Source organism: Azospirillum sp. UENF 111221 (assembly GCF_058780625.1).
The window spans coordinates 864,351-887,957 of record NZ_JBSNCH010000005.1 but is presented as its reverse complement, the minus strand read 5'-3'; the positions used below and the strand labels follow the sequence as shown (position 1 = coordinate 887,957).

General features: G+C 65.6%; 25 protein-coding genes, 1 tRNA gene and 2 pseudogenes. 22 read left to right on the top strand and 6 right to left on the bottom strand.

Going from position 1 to position 23,607, the window contains the following annotated elements:
• Positions 1–2 precede the first annotated feature (2 nt).
• The 3 genes from lon to ACWPN3_RS18615 all read left to right on the top strand — a co-directional run bounded on the left by lon (position 3) and on the right by ACWPN3_RS18615 (position 3,066).
• Positions 3–2,417 carry an endopeptidase La gene (gene lon, locus ACWPN3_RS18625; protein WP_492240763.1) on the top strand — a complete coding sequence of 805 codons (2,415 nt, stop codon included), beginning with the start codon at positions 3–5 and terminating at the stop codon, positions 2,415–2,417.
• A 198-nt stretch (positions 2,418–2,615) separates the two neighbouring features.
• On the top strand, positions 2,616–2,888 hold the full coding sequence (locus ACWPN3_RS18620; RefSeq protein ID WP_492261664.1) for an HU family DNA-binding protein: 273 nt from the start codon (positions 2,616–2,618) through the stop codon (positions 2,886–2,888).
• A gap of 103 nt (positions 2,889–2,991) precedes the next feature.
• A tRNA-Val gene (locus tag ACWPN3_RS18615) sits at positions 2,992–3,066 on the top strand.
• Between the two features lie 98 nt (positions 3,067–3,164).
• On the opposite strand, the gene ACWPN3_RS18610 is transcribed toward ACWPN3_RS18615, so the two are convergent.
• Positions 3,165–4,067, bottom strand: a complete 903-nt coding sequence (locus tag ACWPN3_RS18610) for a DMT family transporter (RefSeq protein ID WP_492240762.1) — start codon at positions 4,065–4,067, stop codon at positions 3,165–3,167.
• 215 nt (positions 4,068–4,282) lie between these two features.
• Between ACWPN3_RS18610 and ACWPN3_RS18605 the strand changes: the two genes are divergently transcribed.
• From ACWPN3_RS18605 to ACWPN3_RS18585, 5 genes are all read left to right on the top strand, one after another.
• Positions 4,283–4,669 (top strand): hypothetical protein, encoded by a 387-nt coding sequence (locus ACWPN3_RS18605; protein ID WP_492261663.1) that lies wholly within the window; start codon positions 4,283–4,285, stop codon positions 4,667–4,669.
• Entirely contained in the window at positions 4,662–5,297 is a 636-nt protein-coding gene (locus tag ACWPN3_RS18600) for a helix-turn-helix transcriptional regulator (RefSeq protein ID WP_492261662.1), read from the top strand. The genes ACWPN3_RS18605 and ACWPN3_RS18600 overlap by 8 nt, the downstream gene beginning before the upstream one ends.
• Before the next feature lie 10 nt (positions 5,298–5,307).
• Positions 5,308–5,778, top strand: coding sequence for a glycine-rich domain-containing protein (locus ACWPN3_RS18595; protein ID WP_492240760.1), 471 nt, complete (start codon positions 5,308–5,310; stop codon positions 5,776–5,778).
• A gap of 97 nt (positions 5,779–5,875) precedes the next feature.
• Positions 5,876–6,406 (top strand): hypothetical protein, encoded by a 531-nt coding sequence (locus ACWPN3_RS18590; protein WP_492240759.1) that lies wholly within the window; start codon positions 5,876–5,878, stop codon positions 6,404–6,406.
• Positions 6,406–6,726 carry a response regulator transcription factor gene (locus tag ACWPN3_RS18585; RefSeq protein WP_492240758.1) on the top strand — a complete coding sequence of 107 codons (321 nt, stop codon included), beginning with the start codon at positions 6,406–6,408 and terminating at the stop codon, positions 6,724–6,726. The genes ACWPN3_RS18590 and ACWPN3_RS18585 overlap by 1 nt, the downstream gene beginning before the upstream one ends.
• 240 nt (positions 6,727–6,966) lie before the next feature.
• On the opposite strand, the gene ACWPN3_RS18580 is transcribed toward ACWPN3_RS18585, so the two are convergent.
• A complete protein-coding gene (locus ACWPN3_RS18580; RefSeq protein ID WP_492261661.1) occupies positions 6,967–8,601 on the bottom strand; it encodes a DNA topoisomerase in 1,635 nt (544 codons plus the stop codon).
• A 361-nt stretch (positions 8,602–8,962) separates the two neighbouring features.
• A pseudogene (locus ACWPN3_RS18575) lies at positions 8,963–9,232 on the bottom strand (toprim domain-containing protein); the annotation flags it as partial.
• Between the two features lie 87 nt (positions 9,233–9,319).
• Here ACWPN3_RS18575 and ACWPN3_RS18570 point away from each other — a divergent pair.
• The 9 genes from ACWPN3_RS18570 to ACWPN3_RS18530 all read left to right on the top strand — a co-directional run bounded on the left by ACWPN3_RS18570 (position 9,320) and on the right by ACWPN3_RS18530 (position 17,283).
• Complete coding sequence (locus ACWPN3_RS18570) at positions 9,320–10,093, top strand: trypsin-like serine peptidase (RefSeq protein WP_247873139.1); 774 nt, start codon at positions 9,320–9,322, stop codon at positions 10,091–10,093.
• A gap of 95 nt (positions 10,094–10,188) precedes the next feature.
• On the top strand, positions 10,189–10,536 hold the full coding sequence (locus ACWPN3_RS18565) for a RidA family protein (protein ID WP_063634880.1): 348 nt from the start codon (positions 10,189–10,191) through the stop codon (positions 10,534–10,536).
• Between the two features lie 229 nt (positions 10,537–10,765).
• Positions 10,766–12,907, top strand: a complete 2,142-nt coding sequence (gene fusA, locus ACWPN3_RS18560; RefSeq protein WP_492240757.1) for an elongation factor G — start codon at positions 10,766–10,768, stop codon at positions 12,905–12,907.
• A gap of 362 nt (positions 12,908–13,269) precedes the next feature.
• Positions 13,270–13,746 carry a tetratricopeptide repeat protein gene (locus ACWPN3_RS18555; RefSeq protein WP_247873140.1) on the top strand — a complete coding sequence of 159 codons (477 nt, stop codon included), beginning with the start codon at positions 13,270–13,272 and terminating at the stop codon, positions 13,744–13,746.
• A gap of 282 nt (positions 13,747–14,028) precedes the next feature.
• Positions 14,029–14,397, top strand: a complete 369-nt coding sequence (gene rpsM, locus ACWPN3_RS18550) for a 30S ribosomal protein S13 (protein WP_012974491.1) — start codon at positions 14,029–14,031, stop codon at positions 14,395–14,397.
• 15 nt (positions 14,398–14,412) lie between these two features.
• A complete protein-coding gene (rpsK, locus tag ACWPN3_RS18545) occupies positions 14,413–14,811 on the top strand; it encodes a 30S ribosomal protein S11 (RefSeq protein WP_012974490.1) in 399 nt (132 codons plus the stop codon).
• Positions 14,812–14,946: 135 nt separating this feature from the next.
• Positions 14,947–15,963, top strand: a complete 1,017-nt coding sequence (locus tag ACWPN3_RS18540) for a DNA-directed RNA polymerase subunit alpha (protein WP_098739536.1) — start codon at positions 14,947–14,949, stop codon at positions 15,961–15,963.
• A 161-nt stretch (positions 15,964–16,124) separates the two neighbouring features.
• Entirely contained in the window at positions 16,125–16,553 is a 429-nt protein-coding gene (gene rplQ / locus ACWPN3_RS18535; protein ID WP_109049822.1) for a 50S ribosomal protein L17, read from the top strand.
• Positions 16,554–16,704: 151 nt separating this feature from the next.
• A complete protein-coding gene (locus tag ACWPN3_RS18530) occupies positions 16,705–17,283 on the top strand; it encodes a YqaA family protein (RefSeq protein WP_492261660.1) in 579 nt (192 codons plus the stop codon).
• A 28-nt stretch (positions 17,284–17,311) separates the two neighbouring features.
• Here ACWPN3_RS18530 and ACWPN3_RS18525 read toward each other — a convergent pair whose 3' ends face one another.
• Positions 17,312–17,584: a hypothetical protein gene (locus ACWPN3_RS18525; RefSeq protein ID WP_146208067.1), complete on the bottom strand. Its 273-nt coding sequence runs from the start codon at positions 17,582–17,584 to the stop codon at positions 17,312–17,314.
• 124 nt (positions 17,585–17,708) lie between these two features.
• Between ACWPN3_RS18525 and ACWPN3_RS18520 the strand changes: the two genes are divergently transcribed.
• Together ACWPN3_RS18520 and ACWPN3_RS18515 are read left to right on the top strand one after the other, a co-directional pair.
• Positions 17,709–18,209 carry a hypothetical protein gene (locus ACWPN3_RS18520; protein WP_492261911.1) on the top strand — a complete coding sequence of 167 codons (501 nt, stop codon included), beginning with the start codon at positions 17,709–17,711 and terminating at the stop codon, positions 18,207–18,209.
• A pseudogene (locus ACWPN3_RS18515) lies at positions 18,122–19,406 on the top strand (replication-associated recombination protein A). The gene ACWPN3_RS18520 and the pseudogene ACWPN3_RS18515 overlap by 88 nt, the downstream one beginning before the upstream one ends.
• Positions 19,407–19,479: 73 nt before the next feature.
• On the opposite strand, the gene ACWPN3_RS18510 reads toward ACWPN3_RS18515, so the two are convergent.
• Entirely contained in the window at positions 19,480–19,707 is a 228-nt protein-coding gene (locus ACWPN3_RS18510) for a hypothetical protein (protein ID WP_109449252.1), read from the bottom strand.
• 176 nt (positions 19,708–19,883) lie between these two features.
• Positions 19,884–20,741, bottom strand: coding sequence for a cell envelope integrity EipB family protein (locus ACWPN3_RS18505; RefSeq protein WP_109453023.1), 858 nt, complete (start codon positions 20,739–20,741; stop codon positions 19,884–19,886).
• 108 nt (positions 20,742–20,849) lie between these two features.
• Between ACWPN3_RS18505 and ACWPN3_RS18500 the strand changes: the two genes are divergently transcribed.
• From ACWPN3_RS18500 to ACWPN3_RS18490, 3 genes are all read left to right on the top strand, one after another.
• Positions 20,850–21,878, top strand: coding sequence for a 2-hydroxyacid dehydrogenase (locus tag ACWPN3_RS18500; protein WP_492240754.1), 1,029 nt, complete (start codon positions 20,850–20,852; stop codon positions 21,876–21,878).
• Between the two features lie 297 nt (positions 21,879–22,175).
• Positions 22,176–22,892, top strand: coding sequence for a GGDEF domain-containing protein (locus ACWPN3_RS18495; RefSeq protein ID WP_109449254.1), 717 nt, complete (start codon positions 22,176–22,178; stop codon positions 22,890–22,892).
• 300 nt (positions 22,893–23,192) lie between these two features.
• Entirely contained in the window at positions 23,193–23,600 is a 408-nt protein-coding gene (locus ACWPN3_RS18490; RefSeq protein ID WP_098739544.1) for a response regulator, read from the top strand.
• Positions 23,601–23,607: the final 7 nt, after the last annotated feature.

The following is a 23,607-nucleotide window of genomic DNA, read 5'->3' as shown; positions in this document are numbered from 1 at the left end:
CCATGATCGAACTCTCCCGTGGTGCCCTCTACCCGGTCCTGCCGCTGCGCGACATCGTGGTCTTCCCCCACATGATCGTGCCGCTGTTCGTCGGGCGCGAGAAGTCCGTGCGCGCGTTGGAAGACGTGATGAAGGATGACAAGCAGATCCTGCTCGTCACCCAGAAGAACGCTGCGCAGGACGATCCGACTCCGGCCGACATCTACAGCGTCGGCACCGTCGGCACCGTGTTGCAGCTGCTCAAGCTGCCGGACGGGACCGTCAAGGTGCTGGTGGAAGGCGGCCAGCGGGCCGCCATCACCAAGTTCGCCGACAATGAGGAGTTCTTCCAGGCCCAGGCCGAGCTGGTCGAGGAAAAGACCGGCGAGAACCAGGAGCTGGAGGCGCTGAGCCGCGCCGTCGTCTCCCAGTTCGAGCAGTACATCAAGCTGAACAAGAAGATCCCGCCGGAAGTGCTGGTCTCGATCAACCAGATCGAGGAAGCCGGCAAGCTGGCCGACACCGTCGCGTCGCATCTGGCGCTGAAGATTCCGGAAAAGCAGCAGCTGCTGGAATGCGCCACCGTGTCGGAGCGTCTGGAGCGGGTCTATGCCTTCATGGAAGGCGAGATCGGCGTGCTGCAGGTGGAAAAGCGCATCCGCAACCGCGTCAAGCGGCAGATGGAGAAGACTCAGCGCGAATACTACCTGAACGAGCAGCTGAAGGCGATCCAGAAGGAACTCGGCGAGACCGAGGACGGCCGCGACGAATCGGCGGAGCTGGAAGAGAAGATCAACAAGACCCGCTTCTCCAAGGAAGCCCGCGAGAAGGCGCTCGCCGAGCTGAAGAAGCTGCGGTCGATGAGCCCGATGTCGGCCGAGGCCACCGTGGTCCGCAACTACCTGGATTGGATGCTGTCCATTCCGTGGAAGAAGCGCACCAAGGTGAAGCGTGACCTGAAGCTGGCCCAAAAGGTGCTGGACGACGATCATTACGGTCTGGAGAAGGTCAAGGAGCGCATCCTCGAGTATCTCGCCGTCCAGAACCGCATGAACAAGGTCAAGGGACCGATCCTCTGCCTCGTCGGACCGCCCGGCGTCGGCAAGACCTCGCTCGGCAAGTCGATCGGCAAGGCCACCGGCCGCAACTTCGTCCGCATGTCGCTGGGCGGCGTTCGTGACGAGGCCGAGGTCCGCGGCCACCGCCGCACCTATATCGGTTCCATGCCCGGCAAGGTCATCCAGGGCATGAAGAAGGCGAAGTCGTCGAACCCGCTCTTCCTGCTCGACGAGATCGACAAGCTCGGCGCCGACTGGCGCGGCGACCCGTCGTCGGCCCTGCTGGAGGTCCTGGATCCGGAGCAGAACGGCACCTTCAACGACCATTACCTGGAGGTCGACTACGACCTGTCCGACGTGATGTTCGTCTGCACGGCCAACACGATGCGCATGCCGCAGCCGCTGCTGGACCGCATGGAGATCATCCGCGTCGCCGGTTACACCGAGGACGAGAAGGTCGAGATCTCCAAGCGCCACCTGATCGAGAAGCAGATCGAGGCGAACGGCCTGAAGAAGGGCGAGTTCACCATCTCCGATGACGCGCTGCGCGATCTGGTTCGCTACTACACGCGGGAAGCCGGTGTCCGTTCGCTGGAACGCGAGATCGCCAACCTTTGCCGCAAGGCGGTGAAGGAGATCCTGCTGAAGAGCGGCGGCAACGCCAAGGTCGCGGTCACCCGCCGCAACCTCGACAAGTATGCCGGCGTCCGCCGTTTCCATTATGGCGAGGCGGAGCTGGAGGATCTGGTGGGCGTCACCACCGGTCTGGCCTGGACCGAAGTCGGCGGCGAGCTGCTGTCGATCGAGGCCGTGGGCCTGCCCGGCAAGGGCCGCGTCACCACCACCGGCAAGCTGGGCGACGTGATGAAGGAATTGGTCCAGGCGGCCGAGAGCTACGTCAAGTCGCGCGCCACCGCCTTCGGCATCAAGCCGACGCTGTTCGAGAAGAAGGACATCCATGTCCACGTTCCCGAAGGCGCCACGCCGAAGGACGGCCCGTCGGCCGGTGTCGCCATGGCCACCTCCATCGTCTCGGTGCTGACCGGCATTCCGGTGCGCAAGGATGTGGCGATGACCGGCGAGATCACGCTGCGCGGCCGGGTGCTGCCGATCGGCGGCCTGAAGGAGAAGCTGCTGGCCGCCCTGCGCGGCGGCATCAAGCATGTGCTGATCCCGAAGGACAACGAGAAGGATCTTGCCGACATCCCGGACAACGTGAAGCGCGGGTTGGAGATCATGCCCGTCGGCACGGTGGACGAGGTGCTGCGCAACGCGCTCGTCCGTCCGCTGGAGCCCATCGAGTGGACCGAGCCGGAGGTCGAGGCGGCCGCGGCGAAGGCTCAGGAGAAGGGTGCCGACGGCGAGGCTCTGCGTCACTGATCCGGGACCGGCGGTCGCGATCCGATCGTGACCGCCGCCCTCGGGCGTGACTTTTGGGACAAGAGCCGCTTTGCCGCCCGTCGGGAATTGACGGGCGGCAAGCGCTGTGCTTATCCTTTGCTTCCAAAAAGTCGTGGACGAAAAGTCCTGGGGCGGCTTTTGTCTTTCAGTATTTGCTGAATTTCGAAGGGGGATTGCGTGAACAAGAACGATCTCGTGGCGCATGTTGCCGAAGCGTCCGGTTTGTCCAAGACCGACGCCACGAAGGCCGTCGACGCCGTGTTCGACAGCATTGCCAAATCCTTGAAGAACGGTGATGAGGTCCGTCTGGTCGGCTTCGGCACTTTCGCGGTCGCTGAGCGTCCCGCGACCGAAGGCCGCAATCCGCGCACCGGCGAGAAGATCGACATCCCGGCGTCCAAGCAGCCGAAGTTCAAGGCCGGCAAAACTCTGAAGGACGCCTTGAACTAAGCGCTTATCAGCGCTTGAAGTTTTTGGCCCGCTCAGGGCATAGTGCGGCCGGCCGGGCACCACCCGGCCGGCTTGCCTTTGAGTGCGAAGGCTTGTCCGGTTCGGGCGATTAGCTCAGCGGTAGAGCGTCTCGTTTACACCGAGAATGTCGGGGGTTCGATCCCCTCATCGCCCACCAATTTTTTCAATGACTTAGCGGTAATTCCAAGGCCCCTCCGAGGGGCCTTTGCCGTATCTAGGTGACAACTAGGTGGATCACCGCGAGATACATGAATGTCATGCTTTCGCGAGCTGCTCAACCGGACGGCGGAGGCCTGCGGCTTTCTCGGGGGTGATTGTCACTATCAGAGCCGCCAGCAGGACGAAGATCCCGCCGACCCCCGCCAGGACCCCCGGCACCTCGCCGAACAGAAGCCAGCCCATTATGGCCCCGACCGGCACGCCAAGCAGATCCAGAGGCGCCAGCACGCCGACGGGAGCCAGAGCGAAAGCGCGAGCGGCGAAAAGCTGCGCACCGGCGGCGCATAGCCCCAGTATTACAAGAGCCGGCCAGTCTGTGAGAGGCGGCGTCACCCATGACGGCAGGGCGACCGGCAGTGTGCCGATGACGGCGGCGGCGCTGTAGATCAGGACGATCAGTGGCGCCGAGTTGGTGCGGGTGAGCCTGCGGACGGTTGTCTGCGATCCGGCGGAGGCGACGGCGGCGGTCAGGGCGGCCAGGATACCCAAGCGCGAGTCAGGGGCTTGTATCTCCGGCCAGGACGATAGAAGGACGCCCGCGAAGCCCAGCACGACGGCGCTCCACACCAGTGGTCCCGATCTTTCCCCCAACATCCACCGACCGGCGATGGGCATCATCAACGTCCGGCTGATGTAGAGAACCATCGCCAGTGCCAATGGGAGAACGGTCACGGCATAGAGCAGGCCAAAGATCGCAATCACCCCCAACAGGCAGCGTATGGCATGTCCCGGCAGATCCCGCGCCATTTTGAGGTTGGCCAGAAGCCGCCATGTTCCGGCCACCATGACCGCGGCGACCAGAGACCGTATGAACGTCATTTCTATGGCCGGCAGCTTCGTTCCAAGCAGCTTCGCCGCAGCGCTGCCGGCACAGAATGCGACAACAGAGCCCACAGCCCATAAAGCGGCAGCGACACTGCCATTCGTCGCGATTCGCATGCCTGAAAACCTCATTTCACACCAAACGCGCATTGCCGGGTATGCAATTACCTGTTGCGGTACTGTTTGCCGCTTTCTACCCGTTGCGCGGCAGCAACAGTTCTGGTGTACAAGTCCCGAAAATTGCCGCTCGGTGGCAAAATTGCCATTTTGATGGTGCCACCCGTGAGTAGCGTTGGCAATGTGGATTTGCCACTTGAGAACTCCGGAATCCCATGGCCACAACCGAGATCCCGACAGAGCTTTGCGAATTGATTAGAACCGCTGCCGATGTTCGGGGAGCGATCCTGATTTATGAGCGTAACGTCGTCGTGTTCGCGAATTCGGAGGCTCGGGAGCTGCATCACCAGCACGACTGGTCCACACTCATCACGTTCGACGACATTTTTCAAGTCGGCGTCGAGCGCGGCCGGATCACCGAGCCGGCCATCCTTGCCGACCCGGAAGCACACCTCGCCTACGCAAAGATGGCGCGGGCGAGAGAACTGAGCTTCCAATTTCGCCGCAACTACGACGGCGTTCCGTATGACCGGTATCACACCGGGCTGAGCGCCGAGTGGAACGCACAGATTCTGGGTGCCGGTTCGACCTTCCGTGTATGACGTCGACGACTCGTCCACGCCGAGTCTGCAAGCGCTTTCGATGCGCAACCGGGCTCAGGCGACGATGGCGGCGTTGCTGGAGCGGATGGGGGTGGCTGCGGCGGTCGTAACCGCCGATGCCCGGCTGATTGACAGCTCTTCGCTCATGGTGCGCCGTCTGCGCATCGGCGATGTGCTGGAGCGCGGACTTGGCAATCGGCTGACCTGCGGGGATGCGCAAAGTGCGGTGCGCCTGCACCAGGCCATCGCGTCGGTGGCGGCTGGCCACGGCGGTGAGGCCCTCGTCCCGATCTGCGACGGCGTCGCCGTCCAACTCGTCGCGGTGATGCCTGCGCGAGCGGGGCAGGCCATCGTCGTCATGCAGGACCTCGCCCGGCCGGAGCCTCTGCAGGAAATACTGATCTCCGCCTTCGGTTTGACGAAGACGCAGGCCGAGGTCGCCGTGCGTGTCGCGGCTGGGGAGTGCGCCGAGCAGATCGCGGTGGCGCTCGATCGGAAGCTGGGTACGGTCCGGCGGCAAATCGCCACGTCGAAGGAAAAGATTGCCGTCGGAGGACAACAGGATATCGCCCGTGTCGTAACACGGGCGGCAACGTTATTCGGTGGCATTCCGCCATTGAATTCATAGAGGAAGCAATATGGCGAACCTTGAATATGTGAAGAACTACGATTTCTCGCGCGTGATTGCTCACATGGTGCGTGATGGTCTTTCGGAGAACGAAGCGGCGCAGTCGGCCGATCACCTGCGGGCCTTCATGGTTCTGAATGCCATGCACCTCGACGCACCGACCTGCCTGGTGGCCTGGGAAGGCATGGAGCCGGCATGGCATGCCTTCATCCTCGATACCCGCGCCTATGCATCGTTCTGCGAGCGGGCTTTCGGGCGCATGCTTCACCACTGGCCGGATGCCTATGGCACTGACGAATTCCGTGCCGGCTGGTCGAAGACTGTCGAACTGGCTGCCAAGCATTTCGGAATCTTCCTGGATCGTGACCCGGAAGCCCGTGAAGCCAACCGTGGCAAGCAGTGGAACATGGCTGCGCTCTGCAACCGTCCCTTGGAGCAGGGCGAAGACCCCGAGGATCCCATCATCCGACAGGTCGCCTGATCGCGGCTGACGGGCGCCCGCTTGCGCCAACAAGCGGGCGCCCTCTCCGGGTCGGTCAGCCAGCCCAGACGATCAACCGAAGCCCTAGGAAGCAACGATGATCAACCGCCAGCATACCGCCGTAGGCGGCGGGTGCAAGGGTAAGAGCATGCCCGAAGCACAATTGCCGTATATCGATCACCTATCCATCGACCAGCTTCGACGGCGAGCGGCTGATGATCGGGCAGACGCGCTGGCGTTGATCGGCGGCTCCTCGCCCGGAACCCTTTCTATGCTGTTGGAAGATGCCGAGCGATGCGAGGCGAGGGCGACCATGCTCGAACAGCGGTGCAGCGACTCCATCCCCGGCGGCCCGGGTGACCTGACGATCGAAGTTGCCATCGCTCAGTTGATGCATGCGGCGCGTGGCCGCGTGGTCGGTGATCGCGCGGGGCGCCCGGGATCGCCCATCACCGCGATAAAGGCCGACATCCTGCGCAACGTGGAGCGCGGCACCGCTTATGCCTTTGTCGCCCATTGCGCCGACTCCACACGCTTCCGCCTGCAGTCCACCCCTCAGCCGACGCTGGAGGCTGCCTACGTCGCGGCCGTCCGCTCCCTGACATCCATGGCGGTGAGGCAATGCTGATGCCCTGCATCGAGCTTTCCACGCGGCTGCGCGCACCGGTCGGTACGGCCCTGGAGGCGGACGTGGGGGCGTCGCAATCCCGCGGACGGGATATGATGGCACGTCTTGGTCGGCTGACGGCGCGCGAGGTCGACGTGCTGGTGCGCCTCGTTGCCGGAAAAAGCTCCAAAGCCATCGCGGCCGATCTCGGCATCAGTTTCAAGACGGTGGAGTGCCATCGCGCCCGCGTCATGGAAAAGCTCGGATGTTCCGGTCTCTTCGAACTTGGCCGCGCCTGGGAGGCCGCCGTGTGGAGCAGCGGCCATAAGGTCCCGCGATAACGGCCGCGCTGCGAAGGCGCCGGGTGGGCGCCCCCTTGTTGCGGTCACTCTTCGCCGCAGGGGGTCGGCTGGTCCCTCATGCCGAAACAGCCTTGCCTGGCATCGTACGGGAACTGGTACTGCCGCAGGACATGGCGGCCGGTGTTGATGAAGGGTGCCCTCTTGAGGGGACGGCAATCTGGCTGAAACCACGCAAATCCAGCTGATCGCACAACCGTTCACGCGGCTATCAATAGGCGGTCAGCGGGCGTGCTGATCCAGGAAGCCGCGGCATTGATCGAAATCGCGCAGGCACGGGTCGGGCAGGGCGATGCCCTTGCGCTCGGCGAGACTGCGGGCGAAGGCGACCATGCGCTCGGTCGGTTCGCGCCGACGCCGGGCGTCGGAGTTGGGCGCGTCGGCAACCGGAGTGCTTTCCGAAATGGCGGCAGCCGGCGGGGCACTGCCATCGGCCTTTGCCTTGCGGGTGCGCCGCGGCTTCGGCGCCACAGCCTCTCCGTCGGTGGATGCCGTTGCCTTGCGCGTCCGTCGACGCACCGGCTTCGCTGCATCACCGGGTGCCGTAGGAACGCCGCGGACCGTCTTCCCCCTTGCGGTCGTGCCGCGGCGGGAGAATCGTGCCTTCGGGGCAGGCAGGCCGAGGTCGAGCGCGGTGCCGCGTTGTCCGACCAGCGCACCGATCAGCCGGTCGGCCTCGCTGGCGATGGCGTCGATCACGCGGCGGAAATCGGCGCGTCCGGTTACCACCTCGTCCAGCTTCATTTCCCACAGTGCTGTGGTGCCGGGATCGACCAGGGTCGGGGCGGCGGCGCGCAAGGTCTCGAACAGATGCAGGCCGGCCGGGGTCGGCACCAGCCATTTGCCGTCCGCCCCCAGCAGGTTCTGCTTGCGCAGACCCTTGATCACCTCGGCGCGGGTGGCCGGGGTGCCGATGCCCTTGGCCTCTTTCAACCGGTCGCGCAGAGCCGGGTCCTCGACGAACCTCCAGGCATTCTGCATGGCATCGACCAGCGTGCCTTCGTTGTAGCGTGGCGGCGCCTGGGTGCGCTTGGCCTCCACCTTGGGATCGCTGAGCGTCGCCGGTTCGCCGTCGGTCAGCGGCGGCAAGGTCTGTTCGGTCTCCTCCTCCGGCTTGCCGTCGGATTCGGCCGAACCGAAGGCGGCCTTCCAGCCCAGCTTCAGCGGGATGCGGCCGACGGCGCGGAAGGCGACCGGCTTGATGCCTCCGGGCGTCGGCACCGGCACCGGCATGGTCACGCTGGTCTGGCGATACTCGTAATCCGGCATCACCGCCGCAAGGTATGACCGGCAGATCAGCGCAAACAGCCGCTTCTCGTCATCGGTCAGCCGGAAGAGCCGCGATTCCAAATCGTCCAGCACATTGACATTGGGGATCACCGCATGGTGCGACACACCTTCCAGCGCCTTGTCGCAGAAATGGCCGGACTTGCCCTTGCGGATCACCGGGCGCCGAATATCCATGTGGTTGTCCAGATGCGCGAAGCCGCGCAGCCGGGTCAGCGCCCCGACGATGGCGGGCACATCGGCGATCTGGTTTTCCGACAGGTATCGCGCCTCGGCGCGCGGATAGGTGATGAGCTTCTTGCCGTCGCCGTCATACAGTTCCTGCGCCACTGCCAGCGTACGGTCGGCGGTCCAGCCCCAGCGCTGGCCACAGGTCTTCTGCAGCGACGGAAGGTCGTAGAGCTTGGGCGGTGCCTGCCGTTTCTCCTCCACCGTGACCGTCAACGGTCCGCGGTGGGTGTCGGCGGCACGCGCGATGGCCTCGGCGGCGGCGCGGTCCTTGATGCGGTCCTTCGGCGCCGGGGCATGGCGCATCTGGAAGCTGCCCTCGGCCACGGTGGCTGTCGCCACCACCTCGAAATAATCCTCCGGCTTGAAGTTGCGGATCTTCCAGCTCGCGCAGGCAGACGATGGCCAGCGTCGGGGTCTTGACCCGGCCGATGCCGATGACGCCGCGGGTGCCGGGGGCCAGCAGGGTCTTGGTCGCCGTGCGGGTCAGCGACAGGTTGTAAATTTGGTCGGCCTGCTGGCGCGCCACCGCGGCCTCGTAGAGCGGCCGCATGCTGTCGTTCGGCTTCAGCGTGGCGAAGGCGTCGCGCAGGGTCTTGGGATCCTGGGCTGTGAAAAGCGCGCGCCGCACCTTGCCGCGATAGCCGACATGCTCCAGGATTTCCTGGCCGATCAATTGGCCTTCGCGGTCGCAGTCGGTGGCGAGGATCACCTCGTCGCAGCCGCGCAGCGCGGCGGTGATCGCCTGCAGCTTCGCCGCCTTGTTGCCGCCCTGGTCGGGCCGGGTCGGATAAAGACCGTCCGGCTTCAGCAGGGTCGACGACCAGCGCTTCCAGGCCGGGTCGACCTCGTCAGGCTCGGCAAGGCGCAGCAGATGGCCCTCGGCCGGCAGGATGCGGCCGTAGCGGTCGCCCAGGGCCGCGCGCAGGTCCTTCGCCTGGCTGGATTTCTCGGTGATGATCAGCGTCGCCATGCGCCGGAGGATACGGGATTGAAGGAAACGGAGCAAGAACATGCGCGCGGTCGGCGTGGCTTTCGGCACGGTGCTGTTGCCGCGGCCTTGGCCGGTCTGGCGATGCTGGCCGGCGTGCCTGCAGCCCATGCGGAGCGGCCGCTGCTGCCCGGCGTTGGCCCGGGCGACCGGCGGGTACCGGTCGACGCGGCCGCCGATCCCTGGCGCAGCGTGGTGCGGGTGCAGACCAACCTGGCCGGACGCTGCACCGGGGCGCTGGTCGGCCGGCGCACGGTGGTGACCGCCGGCCATTGCCTGTTCAATCCGCGTACCCGGCGCTTCCTCCAGGCGTCGTCGCTGCATGTCCTCTTCGGCTATGACCGCGGCGCATTCACCCGCCATGTCACGGTGGCGCGGGTGGCGACCGACCCGGCTTACGACCCGGCTGCGGCGGCGCCGATGCTCGCCGGCGACTGGGCGGTGCTGACCCTGGCGGAACCGGCGCCGGACCAGGTGCCGCCGCTCCCCGTCAGCGAGGCGCCGCTGCGGCCCGGCACGCCGCTGATGCTCGGCGGTTACAGCCAGGATCGGGCGCAGATCCTGATGGCCGACAGCGCCTGCCATCTGCTGGGGGAAAGCGGCGGGCTTCTTGTGCACGACTGCGATGCCACGCGCGGGACCAGCGGCGGGCCGCTGCTGGTGCGGACGGTGCGCGGCGCCGGGGCGAACGGCGGGGCAAGCGACGCGGCGAATGGCGGGGGGTGGGCGGTCGCTGGAGTCGGCGTCGCCGCCGGAAACGCACCGGCCGTGCGCAATTTTGCGGTCCCGTCGGCGCGTTTCGCCGCACTTTTGGCGAAGGATACCGCCGCGGGTCAGCCCTGAGCGGCGGAGGCGCATTTTTTTCTTCGCGCGCGGCCCCGAATGGCATAGACGTACCCGCATCTTTTTCAGCCCCCGGAACCCGAAGTCTTTCCGTCATGTCGATCCAGCGCTTCCACACCGGACCGCGCATGAGCCAGATGGTCGTCCACAAGGACACGGTCTATCTCGCCGGTCAGGTCGCCGACGAGCCGACGCCCGACGTCGAGCGTCAGACCATCCAGATCCTGGCCCAGATCGACGCCCTGCTGGCGGAAGCGGGCAGCGACAAGAGCAAGCTGTTGTCGACCACCATCTATCTGGCCGACATCGCCAGCTTCGGCGCGATGAACAAGGCTTGGGACGCCTGGGTCGATCCGGCGAATCCGCCGGCCCGCGCCACGGTGGAAGCCAAGCTGGCCGCACCCCAGTATCTCGTTGAAATTCAGGTCACCGCTGCTAAATAAGGCGGCGGAAACGGGGCGACCCGGCAGCCTCGGTTGGGGTGTGCCGGCGTGGCCCGAACGCTGTGAGGGCCGCGCGCTTCAATATTCCGACAAATTGCTTGTCGGTTTACGGAATGTTAATGACGCCTTAACAGATCGCCCGTAAAACCCCGACCAACCTCTGCCGCCGAAGCGGACGACCCCTGACGGTCGCGCTTCGGTTGTCGCGTTACTGCAATGGAACCGCAACATGCCGCGCCAAACGCCACTGTCTGACATTCGGAACATCGGCATCATCGCCCACGTCGACGCGGGCAAGACGACGACCACCGAGCGCATTCTGTACTACACCGGTCGCAAGCACACGATCATCGACGTCCACGAGACGAAGGATCTGAAGACGTCGACGACGACCGACTACATGGAGCAGGAGCAGAAGCGCGGCATCACCATCCAGTCGGCCGCGGTTTCGACCTTCTGGCGCGAGAAGAAGATCAACGTCATCGACACCCCGGGCCACGTGGATTTCACCATTGAGGTGAACCGCTCGCTCCGCGTGCTCGACGGCGCGGTGGTGGTGTTCGACGGCGTCGCCGGCGTGGAGCCGCAGTCGGAGACCAACTGGCGTCTGGCCGACAACTACAACGTGCCGCGCATCTGCTACGTCAACAAGATGGATCGTTCGGGCGCGAACTTCCAGCGTTGCGTCAGCATGATCAAGAGCCGCCTGAACGCGCGTCCGGTCTGCATCCAGGTTCCGCTCGGCTCGGAAGACAATTTCCGCGGCATGGTCGATCTGGTCGAGATGAAGGCCTATGTCTGGTTCTCGGACGACAAGGATGCCAAGTGGGAGATCTGGGAGATCACTGACGATCTCGCCCAGAAGCTCAACCTGAGCGTCAAGGAAGACCTCGACAACATCGCCAGCATCCCGGCGCTGCGCGCCGAGTTGGTCGACACTGCGCTCGAGCAGGACGACGCGGCGATGGAAGCCTATCTGGAGAGCGGTGAGGAGCCGTCGGCCGACGTGCTGCGCGCCTGCCTGCGCAAGGGCACCATCACCAGCGCCTTCACGCCGGTGCTCTGCGGCTCGTCCTACAAGAACAAGGGCGTCTGCCAGGTTCTGGACGCGGTCGTCGATCTGCTGCCGGCCCCGACCGACGTCGAGGCGATCAAGACGGTGGACGAGGACGGCAACCCGAACGGCGAGCGTCTCAGCTCCGACGACGCGCCCTTCTCGGCGCTGGCCTTCAAGGTGCTGAACGACACCTACGGCTCGATGACCTTCGTGCGCGTCTACTCGGGCGTGCTGACCAAGGGCATGTCGATCCTGAACTCGACCCGCGGCAAGCGCGAGAAGATCGGCCGCATGGTCGAGATGTACGCGAAGGACGCCAACCCGATCGAGGAAGCCCGCGCCGGCGACATCATCGCGCTCGTCTCCCTGCAGGAGACCGAGACCGGTGACACGCTGTGCGACGCCTCCGCGCCGGTCATCCTGGAGCGCATGCGCTTCCCGGACCCCGTCATCAGCGTCTCGGTCGAGCCGAAGACCAAGGGCGAGCAGGAGAAGTTCTCGATCGCGCTCGGCAAGATGGTCCGCGCCGATCCGTCGCTCCGCCTGGAGACCGACCGTGAAACCGGCCAGACCATCCTGCGCGGCATGGGCGAGCTGCACCTGGAAGTGACGCTCGACCGCATGCGCACGGAGTTCGGCGTGGAAGGCAACATGGGCAAGCCCCAGGTCGCCTACCGCGAGACGATCACCAAGCCGGTCGAATACACCTACACCCACAAGAAGCAGACCGGCGGTTCGGGCCAGTTCGCCGAGGTGAAGATCGTCTTCGCGCCGCGCGAGCGGGGCGAGGGCTTCGAGTTCCTCGACGAGACCGTCGGCGGCACGGTTCCGCGCGAATATGTGCCCTCGGTCAAGAAGGGTCTGGAGATGCAGAAGGAAGACGGCGTCCTCGCCGGCTACCCGACTGTGGACTTCAGCGCCCGCCTGGTGGACGGCAAGTACCACGACGTCAACTCGAACGCCCTGACGTTCGAAATCGCCGCCAAGGCCTGCTTCCGCGAGGCTCTGCCGAAGGCCGGCCCGATCCTGCTCGAGCCGGTCATGAAGGTCGAGATCGTCACCCCCGACGACTACCTGGGCGACGTCATCGGCGACGTGAACCGTCGTCGCGGCACCGTCCTGGGCCAGCTGGAGCGTGGGTCGAACATCGCCGTCGAGGCCAATGTCCCGCTGAACGAAATGTTCGGCTACATCGGCCAGCTGCGCGGCATGACCTCGGGCCGTGCGTCCTACACGATGGAGTTCAGCCACTACGAGCCGGTGCCGCGCAACGTCACCGACGAAATCGTGGCCGGCCGCAACAAGGCCGCCTGATCGCTTGGCTCCGACTTTTCGGGGCTGGCAATCGGGAGACATCCGGTAAAGCAGACGGCCGGCGGAGCAATCCGCCGGCCGTTCGCCGTTTCAAGGGGCGGAGGATGGAAACAGGGGCATAAGGCCTTCCGTTCCAGGCCGACCCTTCGCCTGCACCGACGGCATAAGGGACATAGGTCGGCAGCCTAACGCGCCGGGGCGGCGGCCAATGACCAATTCATTATCGTTTTGCAACCAAAAAATAGTTGGCAGTTTGTCGAATCCGTGCCCAAATTTGGAGCATGACGATTCGACGCTTCTTTTCCTTGACTGTGCTTTTGACGCTGACCCTCGGGGTACCGGCCGGGGCAGGGCAGGGGAACATGCGTCTGGACAGTCTTTTCCAGGCTTTGAACACCACCACCGACGCGACCTATGCCGAATCGGTGGAGGAGCATATCTGGGACTTCTGGCTCGATCATCCCGACCCGGTGATGGTGCGCGACATGCGTGCCGGGGTGAACAGCCTGAACGGCGACGACTATGATTCGGCCCTGCACGCCTTCGACGCCGTGGTCGCCCGCGACCCGTCCTATGCGGAAGGGTGGAACAAGCGCGCCGCCACCCACTACATGCTGGGCGACTACCGCGGCGCCATGTTGGACCTGCATCACGCGCTGTCGCTGGAGCCCCGCCATTTCGGAGCGCTGGTGGAGTTGGGGCTGGTGTATCTGGCGTTGGGCGATGAGAAGCCTGCTTTGCGCGCCTTCGACGCGGCGCTGAAGATCAATCCGCATCTGACGCGGGTTCGGGCGCAGGCCGATGCGATCCGCAATCGCCGGGCGGGAACCGATCTGTAGAACGACCGGGTCCGCCATCCGTCATTCCTGGTGCCGCTGCAAGCCCATCGCGGCTGCCGTTGATGCACGGGGCTGCGCCGCATGACGGGGTGTCCGGACGTTGCCCGCAATCGGTCTTGACAAGTTCCAGGGTTTTCCTATAGTCGCACCCTCTCGCCGCCCTGCGTGGGTGGCGGGTAACATTGTGCGTTCCCGGCCCCGGCCTTGTGTCGGGCGGGATTTGCTCGGTGTGTAGGCGGCCCGACGGGCTGCCGTTGAGATATCGAGACTGAGGAGAGTAGCGTGGCGCGTATTGCTGGCGTCAACATCCCCGCGCAGAAGCGCGTGGAGATCGGGTTGACCTACATCCATGGCATCGGCCCCTTCAAGGCCAAGGAAATCTGCGCGAAGCTGGAAATCCCGGCCGAGCGTCGCGTGAACGAGCTGACGGACGACGAAGTCCTGAAGATCCGCGAGACCATCGACGCCGACTACCGCGTCGAGGGCGATCTTCGTCGCGAAGTCGCCATGAACATCAAGCGTCTGATGGATCTGGGCTGCTACCGTGGCCTGCGTCACCGCAAGGGCCTGCCGGTCCGCGGCCAGCGCACCCACACGAACGCCCGCACCCGCAAGGGTCCGGCCAAGCCGATCGCCGGCAAGAAGAAGTAAGAGGACGAACGCAAAATGGCCAAGCCCTCCGCCGCTTCTCAGCGCCTGCGTCGTCGCGAGCGCAAGAACATCACCGCCGGCGTCGCTCATGTGAACGCCTCGTTCAACAACACGATGATCACCATCACCGACGCGCAGGGTAACACCATTGCCTGGTCGTCGTCGGGCACCATGGGCTTCAAGGGTTCGCGCAAGTCGACGCCCTACGCTGCCCAGGTCGCCGCCGAGGACGCTGGCCGCAAGGCCCAGGAACACGGCATGAAGACCCTGGAAGTCGAAGTGAAGGGTCCGGGTTCGGGGCGTGAGTCCGCGCTCCGCGCCCTGCAGTCGATCGGCTTCCAGATTACGTCGATCCGCGACGTCACGCCGATCCCGCACAACGGCGTTCGCCCGCCGAAGAAGCGTCGCGTCTGATTTAGTTCTGTTTCCGCACCCGCGGGGAACGACCGTTCCGGGACAGGGGGCCGCAGCCATCGCGGCCCCCTCGGCATGGGAACGGCTCGGGCCCCGCGGGTTCGTGTTCACCCGATGGCATCTTGAGGTCTATCCGTGCTTCAGAAGAACTGGCAGGAACTGATTAAGCCGAGCAAGCTGGACATCCAGCCCGGTGACGACGCCGACCGCTTCGCGACCGTGGTCGCCGAGCCGCTGGAGCGCGGCTTCGGTCTGACGCTCGGCAACGCGCTGCGCCGCATCCTGCTCTCCTCTCTGCAGGGTGCCGCCGTCACGTCGATCCACATCGACGGCGTGCTGCACGAGTTCTCGTCCATCCCCGGCGTCCGCGAGGACGTGACCGACATCGTCCTGAACATCAAGACGATGGGTCTGCGCATGGGCGGCGACGGCCCGAAGCGCATGCGCCTGCGTGCCGAAGGCCCGGGCGAGGTCAAGGCCGGCATGATCGAGACCGGTCCCGACATCCAGGTCATGGATCCGGAACTGATCATCTGCACGCTGGACAACGGCGCGCGGCTGAACATGGAACTGACGGTCGAGACCGGCAAGGGCTACGTCCCGGCCAGCCAGAACCGTCCGGAAGACGCGCCCATCGGCCTGATTCCGATCGACGCCCTGTTCTCGCCCGTGCGCAAGGTGTCCTACAAGGTCGACAATGCCCGCGTCGGGCAGGTCACCGACTATGACCGCCTGTCGATGACGGTGGAGACCAACGGTTCGGTCAAGCCGGACGACGCGGTGGCTCTCGCCGCCCGCATCCTGCAGGACCAGTTGCAGCTGTTCATCAACTTCGAGGAGCCGACGCACGCCGTCTCCGAGGAGAAGCACGAGGAGGTTCCGTTCAACAAGAACCTGCTCCGCAAGGTGGACGAGCTGGAACTGTCGGTCCGTTCGGCCAACTGCCTCAAGAACGACAACATCGTCTACATCGGCGATCTGGTGCAGAAGACGGAGGCGGAAATGCTCCGCACCCCGAACTTCGGCCGCAAGTCGCTGAACGAGATCAAGGAAGTGCTGTCCCAGATGGGCCTGCACCTCGGTATGGAAATCCCGAACTGGCCGCCGGAGAACATCGAAGAGCTGGCCAAGCGTCTGGAAGAGCCGTACTAAGCATCTCAGCATTTTGCCGCGCCCCGTCCGCCTCCGGGCGGGAGGGGCGCATTCCCCAGGGCCGCCACGGCCCGACCCGGCTGCCGTACCAGCATTACGACTGGGCGGCGGGGTTCACGATCGGCTCCCCGAGGGGGGCCATGCCATGAAGGAGGACCGCCATGCGTCACGGCGTTTCGGGACGTAAGTTCAGCAAGACCAGCAGCCACCGCAAGGCCATGTTCTCGAACATGGCGAACGCGGTGATCAAGCACGAGCAGATCACCACCACCCTGCCGAAGGCGAAGGACCTGCGTCCGATCGTCGACAAGCTGATCACGCTCGGCAAGAAGGGTGGCCTGGCCAACCGTCGTCTGGCTTTCGCCCAGCTGCGCGACAACGAGACGGTGACCAAGCTGTTCACCGTCCTGGCCGACCGCTACAAGGACCGTCAGGGTGGCTACAGCCGCGTCCTGAAGGCCGGCTTCCGCTACGGCGACGCCGCCGACATGGCGGTGTTCGAGCTGGTCGAGCGTGACGTTTCGGCCAAGGGTCAGAACTCCGGCCCGACGCAGGACGTCGCCGAGGCCGAAGGCGAGACCGCCGAGTAACATGACCGGCAATCGCGCCGGTCTCACGCCCTGTGCGGCATCGGGTCCCAGGGCCCCGTATCGCACAGGACGGGATCGCCGATATCGGTGATATATTAAGCCCTTCCTCCGGTTCGCCGGAGGAAGGGTTTTCTCATTTGTGGCCGGTCAAATGTTGCGTTCTCTTTACACACGCCTCCAGCGCCTGTCCGCCCGCGACGATGCCGTCTGGTGGATGTCGGCGATTTCCTTTGCCGAAAGCTCTTTCTTCCCATTGCCGCCGGACGTGATGCTGGTGCCGATGTGTCTGGAGAAGCCGAAGAGGCTGTGGTTCTACACCAACATCTGCGCCTTTGCGTCGCTGCTCGGCGGAATGCTGGGCTATGCGCTCGGCTTCTATCTGTTCGAGAGCGTCGGGCGGATGATCATCGACTTCTACAATGCGCAGGAGTTCTTCCAGCATTTCCAGGAGATGTTCTCCGAGTTCGGCCCCTGGTTCCTGATCCTGAAGGGGGTGACGCCGATCCCCTACAAGCTGCTGACGATCACCGCCGGCTTCGCCCATCTCGACCTGACGGTCTTCATCCTCTGTTCCATCGTCGCGCGCTTTTCCCGATTCTACATGATCGCCATCCTGCTGCACTTCTACGGTCCGCAGGTTCAGCACATCATCGAAAAGCGCCTGATGCTGGTGGCCACCGTCCTGCTGGTCGTGGTGGTCGGCGGCCTCCTCAGCTTCAAGTTCGTCTAACCGGGCCCTCCAGATCAGTCCAGGCCGATCAATCCGGCATGCCCTGGTCCTGGCGGTCCCGCCGGGACGGCGGCAGGGCGTCGCGGTCGGCACGGTCGCGGCGCACGATCAGCACGATGGCGACCGCCACGAACAGACCGCCCAGCAGCGGCACGATCATCTCGCCCATGCCGATGTTGGGCAGGGCCAGCACGCGCGAGGCCAGCATGACGAGGCCGAGGACGAGCAGCGCAAGCAGCAGCCGCAAGGACCGGTGGCGCGGCCGGTTGCGTGTCGGTCTGCCGTCCGATTCCGGTGTCATTTCAGTCATTCCCTTCTTGATGCCGATATCGGCATAGTGGGGACCGAATGGGGGATGGTCCAGAGGGGTGTGGCATTCCGTCATGCCAAAGGCCATTTCCACAACAAGAACAATAGGAGCCGTCGTGGCTATGTTCCGTCCGGTCCGTCTCGTTGCCCCGCTTGTGGCCGTGGCCCTGCTCGGTCTGTCGGCCTGCGCCGATCCGGCCTCGCGCCCCGCCGCCGGCCCGGCGCCCACCGTCACCGTGGTCCCGGGACCGTCCACCCCGCGTGCCGGCGCCGACGACCAGTCGCTGCGGATCGACGGGGGCACCGGTGCCGGTGCGTCCTGCCAAGCCCAGTGCGAGCGCAGCCACAATTCCTGCATGGATTCGGTCGCGGCCCGCAACCAGGGTGGCATCGACCGCACCGACTTCGACTCCCTTCAGCCCGACCGACAATTGCAGCTATCAGTTGAGGCAGTGCTACCAGCGCTGCACCTCGGTGCGCTGAGGCGGCGGTCATGGCAAAACGCGGCGAGTCGGGCGGGGATGCCGGGCTGTTCTCGGCGGCGGCTCCCCGTCCGCTCGCCGACCGGCTGCGCCCGCGCACGCTGGACGAGGTCGTCGGGCAGGACCATCTGCTGAAGCCCGAGGGACCGCTGGGCCGCATGGTCGCGGCGCGGCGGCTGGCCTCCATGATCCTGTGGGGGCCGCCCGGCTGCGGCAAGACCACCATCGCCCGCCTGCTAGCCCACAGCACCGACCTGCATTTCGAGCCGCTGTCGGCGGTGTTCTCCGGCGTCGCCGATCTGCGCAAGGTCTTCGACGCCGCGCGGGCCCGCCGGGTGGCGGGGCAAGGGACGCTGCTGTTCATCGACGAGAATCCATCGCTTCAACCGGTCGCAGCAGGATGGCTTCCTGCCCTTCGTCGAGGACGGCACCGTCACGCTGGTCGGCGCCACCACCGAGAACCCGTCCTTCGAGCTGAACGCCGCCTTGCTGTCGCGGGCACAGGTGTTTGTGCTCAACCGGCTGGACGACACCGCGCTGGAGAAGCTGCTGGCGCGGGCCGAGGTCGAGATGGGCCGGCCGCTGCCGCTGGACGCCGACGCGCGGGCCGCGGTGAAGGCGATGGCCGATGGCGACGGCCGTTTCTGCTTGAACCTGTGCGAGGAACTGTTCGCGTTGCCGGGCGAGACAATGCTCGACACCAACGCGCTCGCCGCCACCATCCAGCGCCGCGCCCCGCTCTACGACAAGTCGCAGGAAGGGCACTACAACCTCATCAGCGCCCTGCACAAGTCGCTGCGCGGATCCGACACCGACGCTGCGCTTTACTGGTACAGCCGCATGCTGGACGGTGGGGAGGACCCGCGCTACATCGCGCGGCGTCTGACCCGCTTCGCGGTGGAGGATATCGGGCTGGCCGACCCCAACGCCCTGACCCAGGCGGTTGCCGCGTGGGAGGCCTATGAACGGCTGGGCAGCCCAGAGGGCGAACTGGCCCTGGCACAGCTGGTCATCTATCTGGGGACGGCGCCGAAGTCGAACGCCGGCTATACCGCCTACAAGGCGTCGGTGCGGGCGGCGAAGGAGACCGGCTCGCTGATGCCGCCCAAGCATATCCTGAACGCGCCGACCAAGCTGATGAAGACCATCGGCTACGGCAAGGGGTACGAGTACGACCACGACACGGCGGAAGGCTTTTCCGGCCAGAATTATTTTCCCGACGGGATGGCGCGGCGCGAGTTCTACCAGCCGGTGGAGCGCGGTTTCGAGCGCGATCTGCGCAAGCGGCTGGACTATTGGGCCAAGCTGCGCGACCGGCGGGGAGAGGAATAGGCAAAGCGATTTCGCCCCGTCCTACGCCGACGCGCGGGACAGGGCGAATGACTTGCCCGAAAACAAGTGGTTCTTACGCCGCCATCCCATCGGCCGGGGCCGAGGCGATCAGGCGGTAATGGCTGGTGTCGGCGAGGACCGAACAGCTCAGGGTCTTCGAGACGCCCTCGTCCTCGGTGCTGACGACGCGGGCGTGGGGGATGCCCAGCAGGTTGACCGTTGCCGTCACCCGCCAACCGCGGCCGGCGGCGCTGCCGACCGGTTGGAAAACCTGCCCGATCTGGACATGCTTCTTGCTCATGACGGAAAACCCTCGGACGGCCGGTCGCCCATGGAGGCGCCGGCCTGTTGCGCAAAATTCAACCGACAGTTAAACGCAGCAACAAGTCGCGATCAACAGGGAAACCGTCGAATATCCCATAGGCCGGTAAATGCTGGGTGAAATGTCACGGCCGGCCCCCTCGGCCGACCGGCTTCTCAGCACCCCGATTTCGGCAGAGCCTCGATCTTTTCCAGCACGGCGTTGACGGTGAAATCGCCATAGTCGATCTGCATGGACTCGGCGATGCCGTTTTCCAGCAGATGCAGGCTCATCTCATATTCCGGCTGGGCCGAATCGCTCTGCACCGGGAAAAAGGCCATACGGACCGGCCAGGCCTTGCCCACCTTCAGCAACGGATCCTTGGCCGAATCCTTCGGCGCACCGGGCTTGCCGACGACGGTCGACACCTCGGTCGGGCCCTCCGCGTCGGAGCCGTCGAAGATTGTGCGGGTGAAGAAGGGCTCCTTGCGTTCGGCATGATCCAGGATCGCCAGCGTGTGGGCGGTCGGGAACATGGTTCCGGCCGGCAACTCCATCTCCTGCGGATCGGGCTTGGTGAACTGGGCGCTGCCGCCGCCGCCTTCGCCCAGGTTCGCCTCGCCGCGCACCTCCTCGTCGACCTCGCCGTTCACCAGCTTGCGGACGTTGAAGCGGTAGCGCAGGCCGTTCTTCGCCTCCCACGTCGTGTAGTTGGTGTTCATCGCCATGTCCTCGCCCTCGCTGTAGACGAAGCGCAGCTGAAAGCGCTGCTCCGTCGTCCAGCCGTCGCAGGCGTCGGCCCATTCGAACATCATGCGGCCGCGGACGTCGCTGACCTTCGAGCCGTTGCGTGCCGACCCCAGCGACATGGCGTAGATCGCCCGGTGGGGCTGGATCTTGGCCGCCACCGCCGCCAGCGAGGTCGCGGCCGGCTGAGCCAGGGCAGGGGAGGCCGCGAGAAGCGCACCGGCGGAAACGGCGGCTGCGAAGACCGCACCAACGGTTGCCGGGAGGGCAGAGAGACGGTCGAGCAAGACGGGATCCACAGGTGATTGACGGCTCTTGGTGGAGTATGGGTGTTTTTGCCGCGGTCCGAAAGGCCCGCCACCCGAATGTCCTATCAATGGAAGGGAACCGCCGGAATGACAAGCCCTGCCGAGGTGCAGCCCGTGACGCAGTCGGACAGTCCCGTCTCCCGCTCCGCTGGGCGCCCCGTGCTGCTGCTGACCCGCCGCCTTCCCGACGCGGTGGAGGCGCGGGCGTCGCGCGACTACCGGGCGGTGCTCAATCCGGAGGACCGCGCCTTCAGCGGCGAGGAGATCGCCGCCCGCGCCGCGGAGGCCGGGGCCGATGCCGTGCTCTGCTGTGCCGGCGACCGGCTGGATGCCGCCGCCATCGCCGCCCTGCCGCAGAGCGTTCGGGTGCTGGCGACCTTCTCGGTCGGGACCGACCACATCGACCTGGAGGCGGCGCGCGCCCGCGGCCTGACCGTCACCAACACGCCGGACGTGCTGACCGACGCCACCGCCGACATCGCCCTGCTTTTGCTGCTGGGGGCGGCGCGGCGCGCCTCGGAGGGCGAGCGGATGATCCGCGCCAATGCCTGGACCGGCTGGACACCGACCCAGCTGATGGGCACCCATGTCGGGGCCAAGCGGCTTGGCATCGTCGGCATGGGCCGCATCGGACAGGCGGTGGCGGCCCGCGCCCGCGCCTTCGGCATGGCCATCCATTACAGCAACCGCCGCCGCTTGGCCCCGGAGCTGGAACTGGGCGCCATCTATCATGCCGATTCCGAGGCGATGCTGCCGGTGTGCGATGTCCTGTCGCTTCATTTCCCGGCCACGGCGGAAACCCGACATTGGCTGAACGCCGACCGGATCGAGCGGCTGCCGCCCGGCGCCATCCTGATCAACACCGCGCGCGGCAGCGTGGTGGATGACGGCGCGGTGATCGACGCGCTGAAGCGTGGGCGCCTCGCGGCGGCCGGGCTCGACGTGTTCGAGAACGAGCCGAACCTGCATCCCGGCTACCGCGACCTGGCGAACGCCTTCCTACTGCCGCATCTGGGCAGCGCCACGGTGGAGACGCGGAACGCCATGGGGTTCAAGGCGCTGGACAATGTCGACGCGGTGACGGCCGGCCGGCCGGCGCCGGACCGGGTGGTGTGAAGGGAGGGTGGAGCCTTTTGCCGGTCGCCCTCCGCTGCCTGCCCTCCACTGGCTGCGATATCCTGCCAGCGATCCTTTGCCCGGCACTCCCGGCAGGGATTTCCTCCCCCGAACGATTGGAGTGGGCAGAAGATTCCGGTCTGGTGGGAAAGAGGCTCCACCCCTGCCGAATGATCCACCGGCGCAATCCGCCGGAAATGCATAAAATGCTTGGTATCTCCGGGGTGCGACGGGTTGGCACGGGGGTTGCTTGGAGAAAGGCGAAGTGTTCCGACCTTCATCTGAGGAGCCGACCCCATGAACGCCATCGTCGCCGCCCTGGACCTGAAGCATCATGCCGCCGACCGTTTCGACGTGCCGGCAGGCTGGTCACCGGTCGCGCTGGCCTCGCGCGTCGGGCTTCTGCGGGGGACAGAGCGCCAGACGCTGGACGAGACGATCGCGTTGCTCGCCGAGGCAAAGGAGACGATCGTCGAGTTGCAGGAGCGCATCGCCTACCTGGAAAGCCTGACGATGACGGACGAGCTGACCGGCCTCTTGAACCGGCGTGGCTTCTACAGCCACTTCCGGCGCGAACTGGCCTCGGCCCGGCGCACCGGCACCGCCGGCGGGCTGCTGGTCATGATCGACCTGGATGGCTTCAAGGCCATCAACGACACCCATGGCCATGTCGCCGGCGACGCCTATCTGCGGCAGGTGGCCCGCATGATCGTCGGCAATGTCCGGCAGGAGGATGTCGTCGCCCGGCTGGGTGGCGACGAGTTCGCCGTGCTGCTGACCAACACCGACACCGCCAACGGCCTCGCCCGCGCCCGCCAGCTGGCCGCCATCGCCGATGCCACCCATGTGGAGTGGGGTGGCCAGAGCCTGCCGGTCCGCTTCTCCGTCGGCACCCAGCCCTATGGCGCCGAGGACAGCGAGGACGAAGTGATGCGCCGCGCCGACGCCATGATGTATGGCGCCAAGGGAGCCCGCCGCCGCGACGCCAAGCGCAAGGCGAAGCGGGCGGCCTGAGAAGGCCGGCGCTGCCCGTCATTGCCGTTCCGGACAATCGAGACCGCCCGCGTCCGCCGCGGGCGGTTTTCCGTTTCCCGACAGGGTGATCGCAGTCCGATAAGGGATGCCGGCGAGCGGTTCGGTAACGACTATTTAACCGTCGCGACCTAATCAGAAAGGGGGTATACCGGATCTGCGGTCCCGCAACCGCGACTTCGGCCCGCCGGCCGGGGGAGCGCGTCCGCGGTGCGCACGGTGCGGCATCGGACCGCGTGAACGGGACAGCGTGAACGCGGGGGTCACACCCAGGGAGGATGCATGCCAGCGGAGCCGTGCGGACCATTGGAGACCGGTGGTAAGCCGACCAAGACCGTCCTCATCGTCGAGGACAACGAGCTGAACATGAAGCTCTTTCATGACCTGCTCGAGGCCCACGGCTATGGCACGCTGCAGACCCGCGAAGGCATGGAGGCGATGCGTCTGGCCCGCCTGCATCGTCCCGACCTGATCCTGATGGACATCCAGCTTCCCGAAGTGTCGGGGCTGGAGGTCACCCGCTGGATCAAGGACGATCCGGAGTTGAAGAGCATTCCGGTCGTCGCCGTCACAGCCTTCGCCATGAAGGGCGACGAAGAGAAAATCCGTCAGGGCGGCTGCGAGGATTATGTGGCGAAGCCCATCTCGGTCGTGAAATTTCTTGAAACGGTCAAGAAGTTTCTCGGGTAAGTCGCTT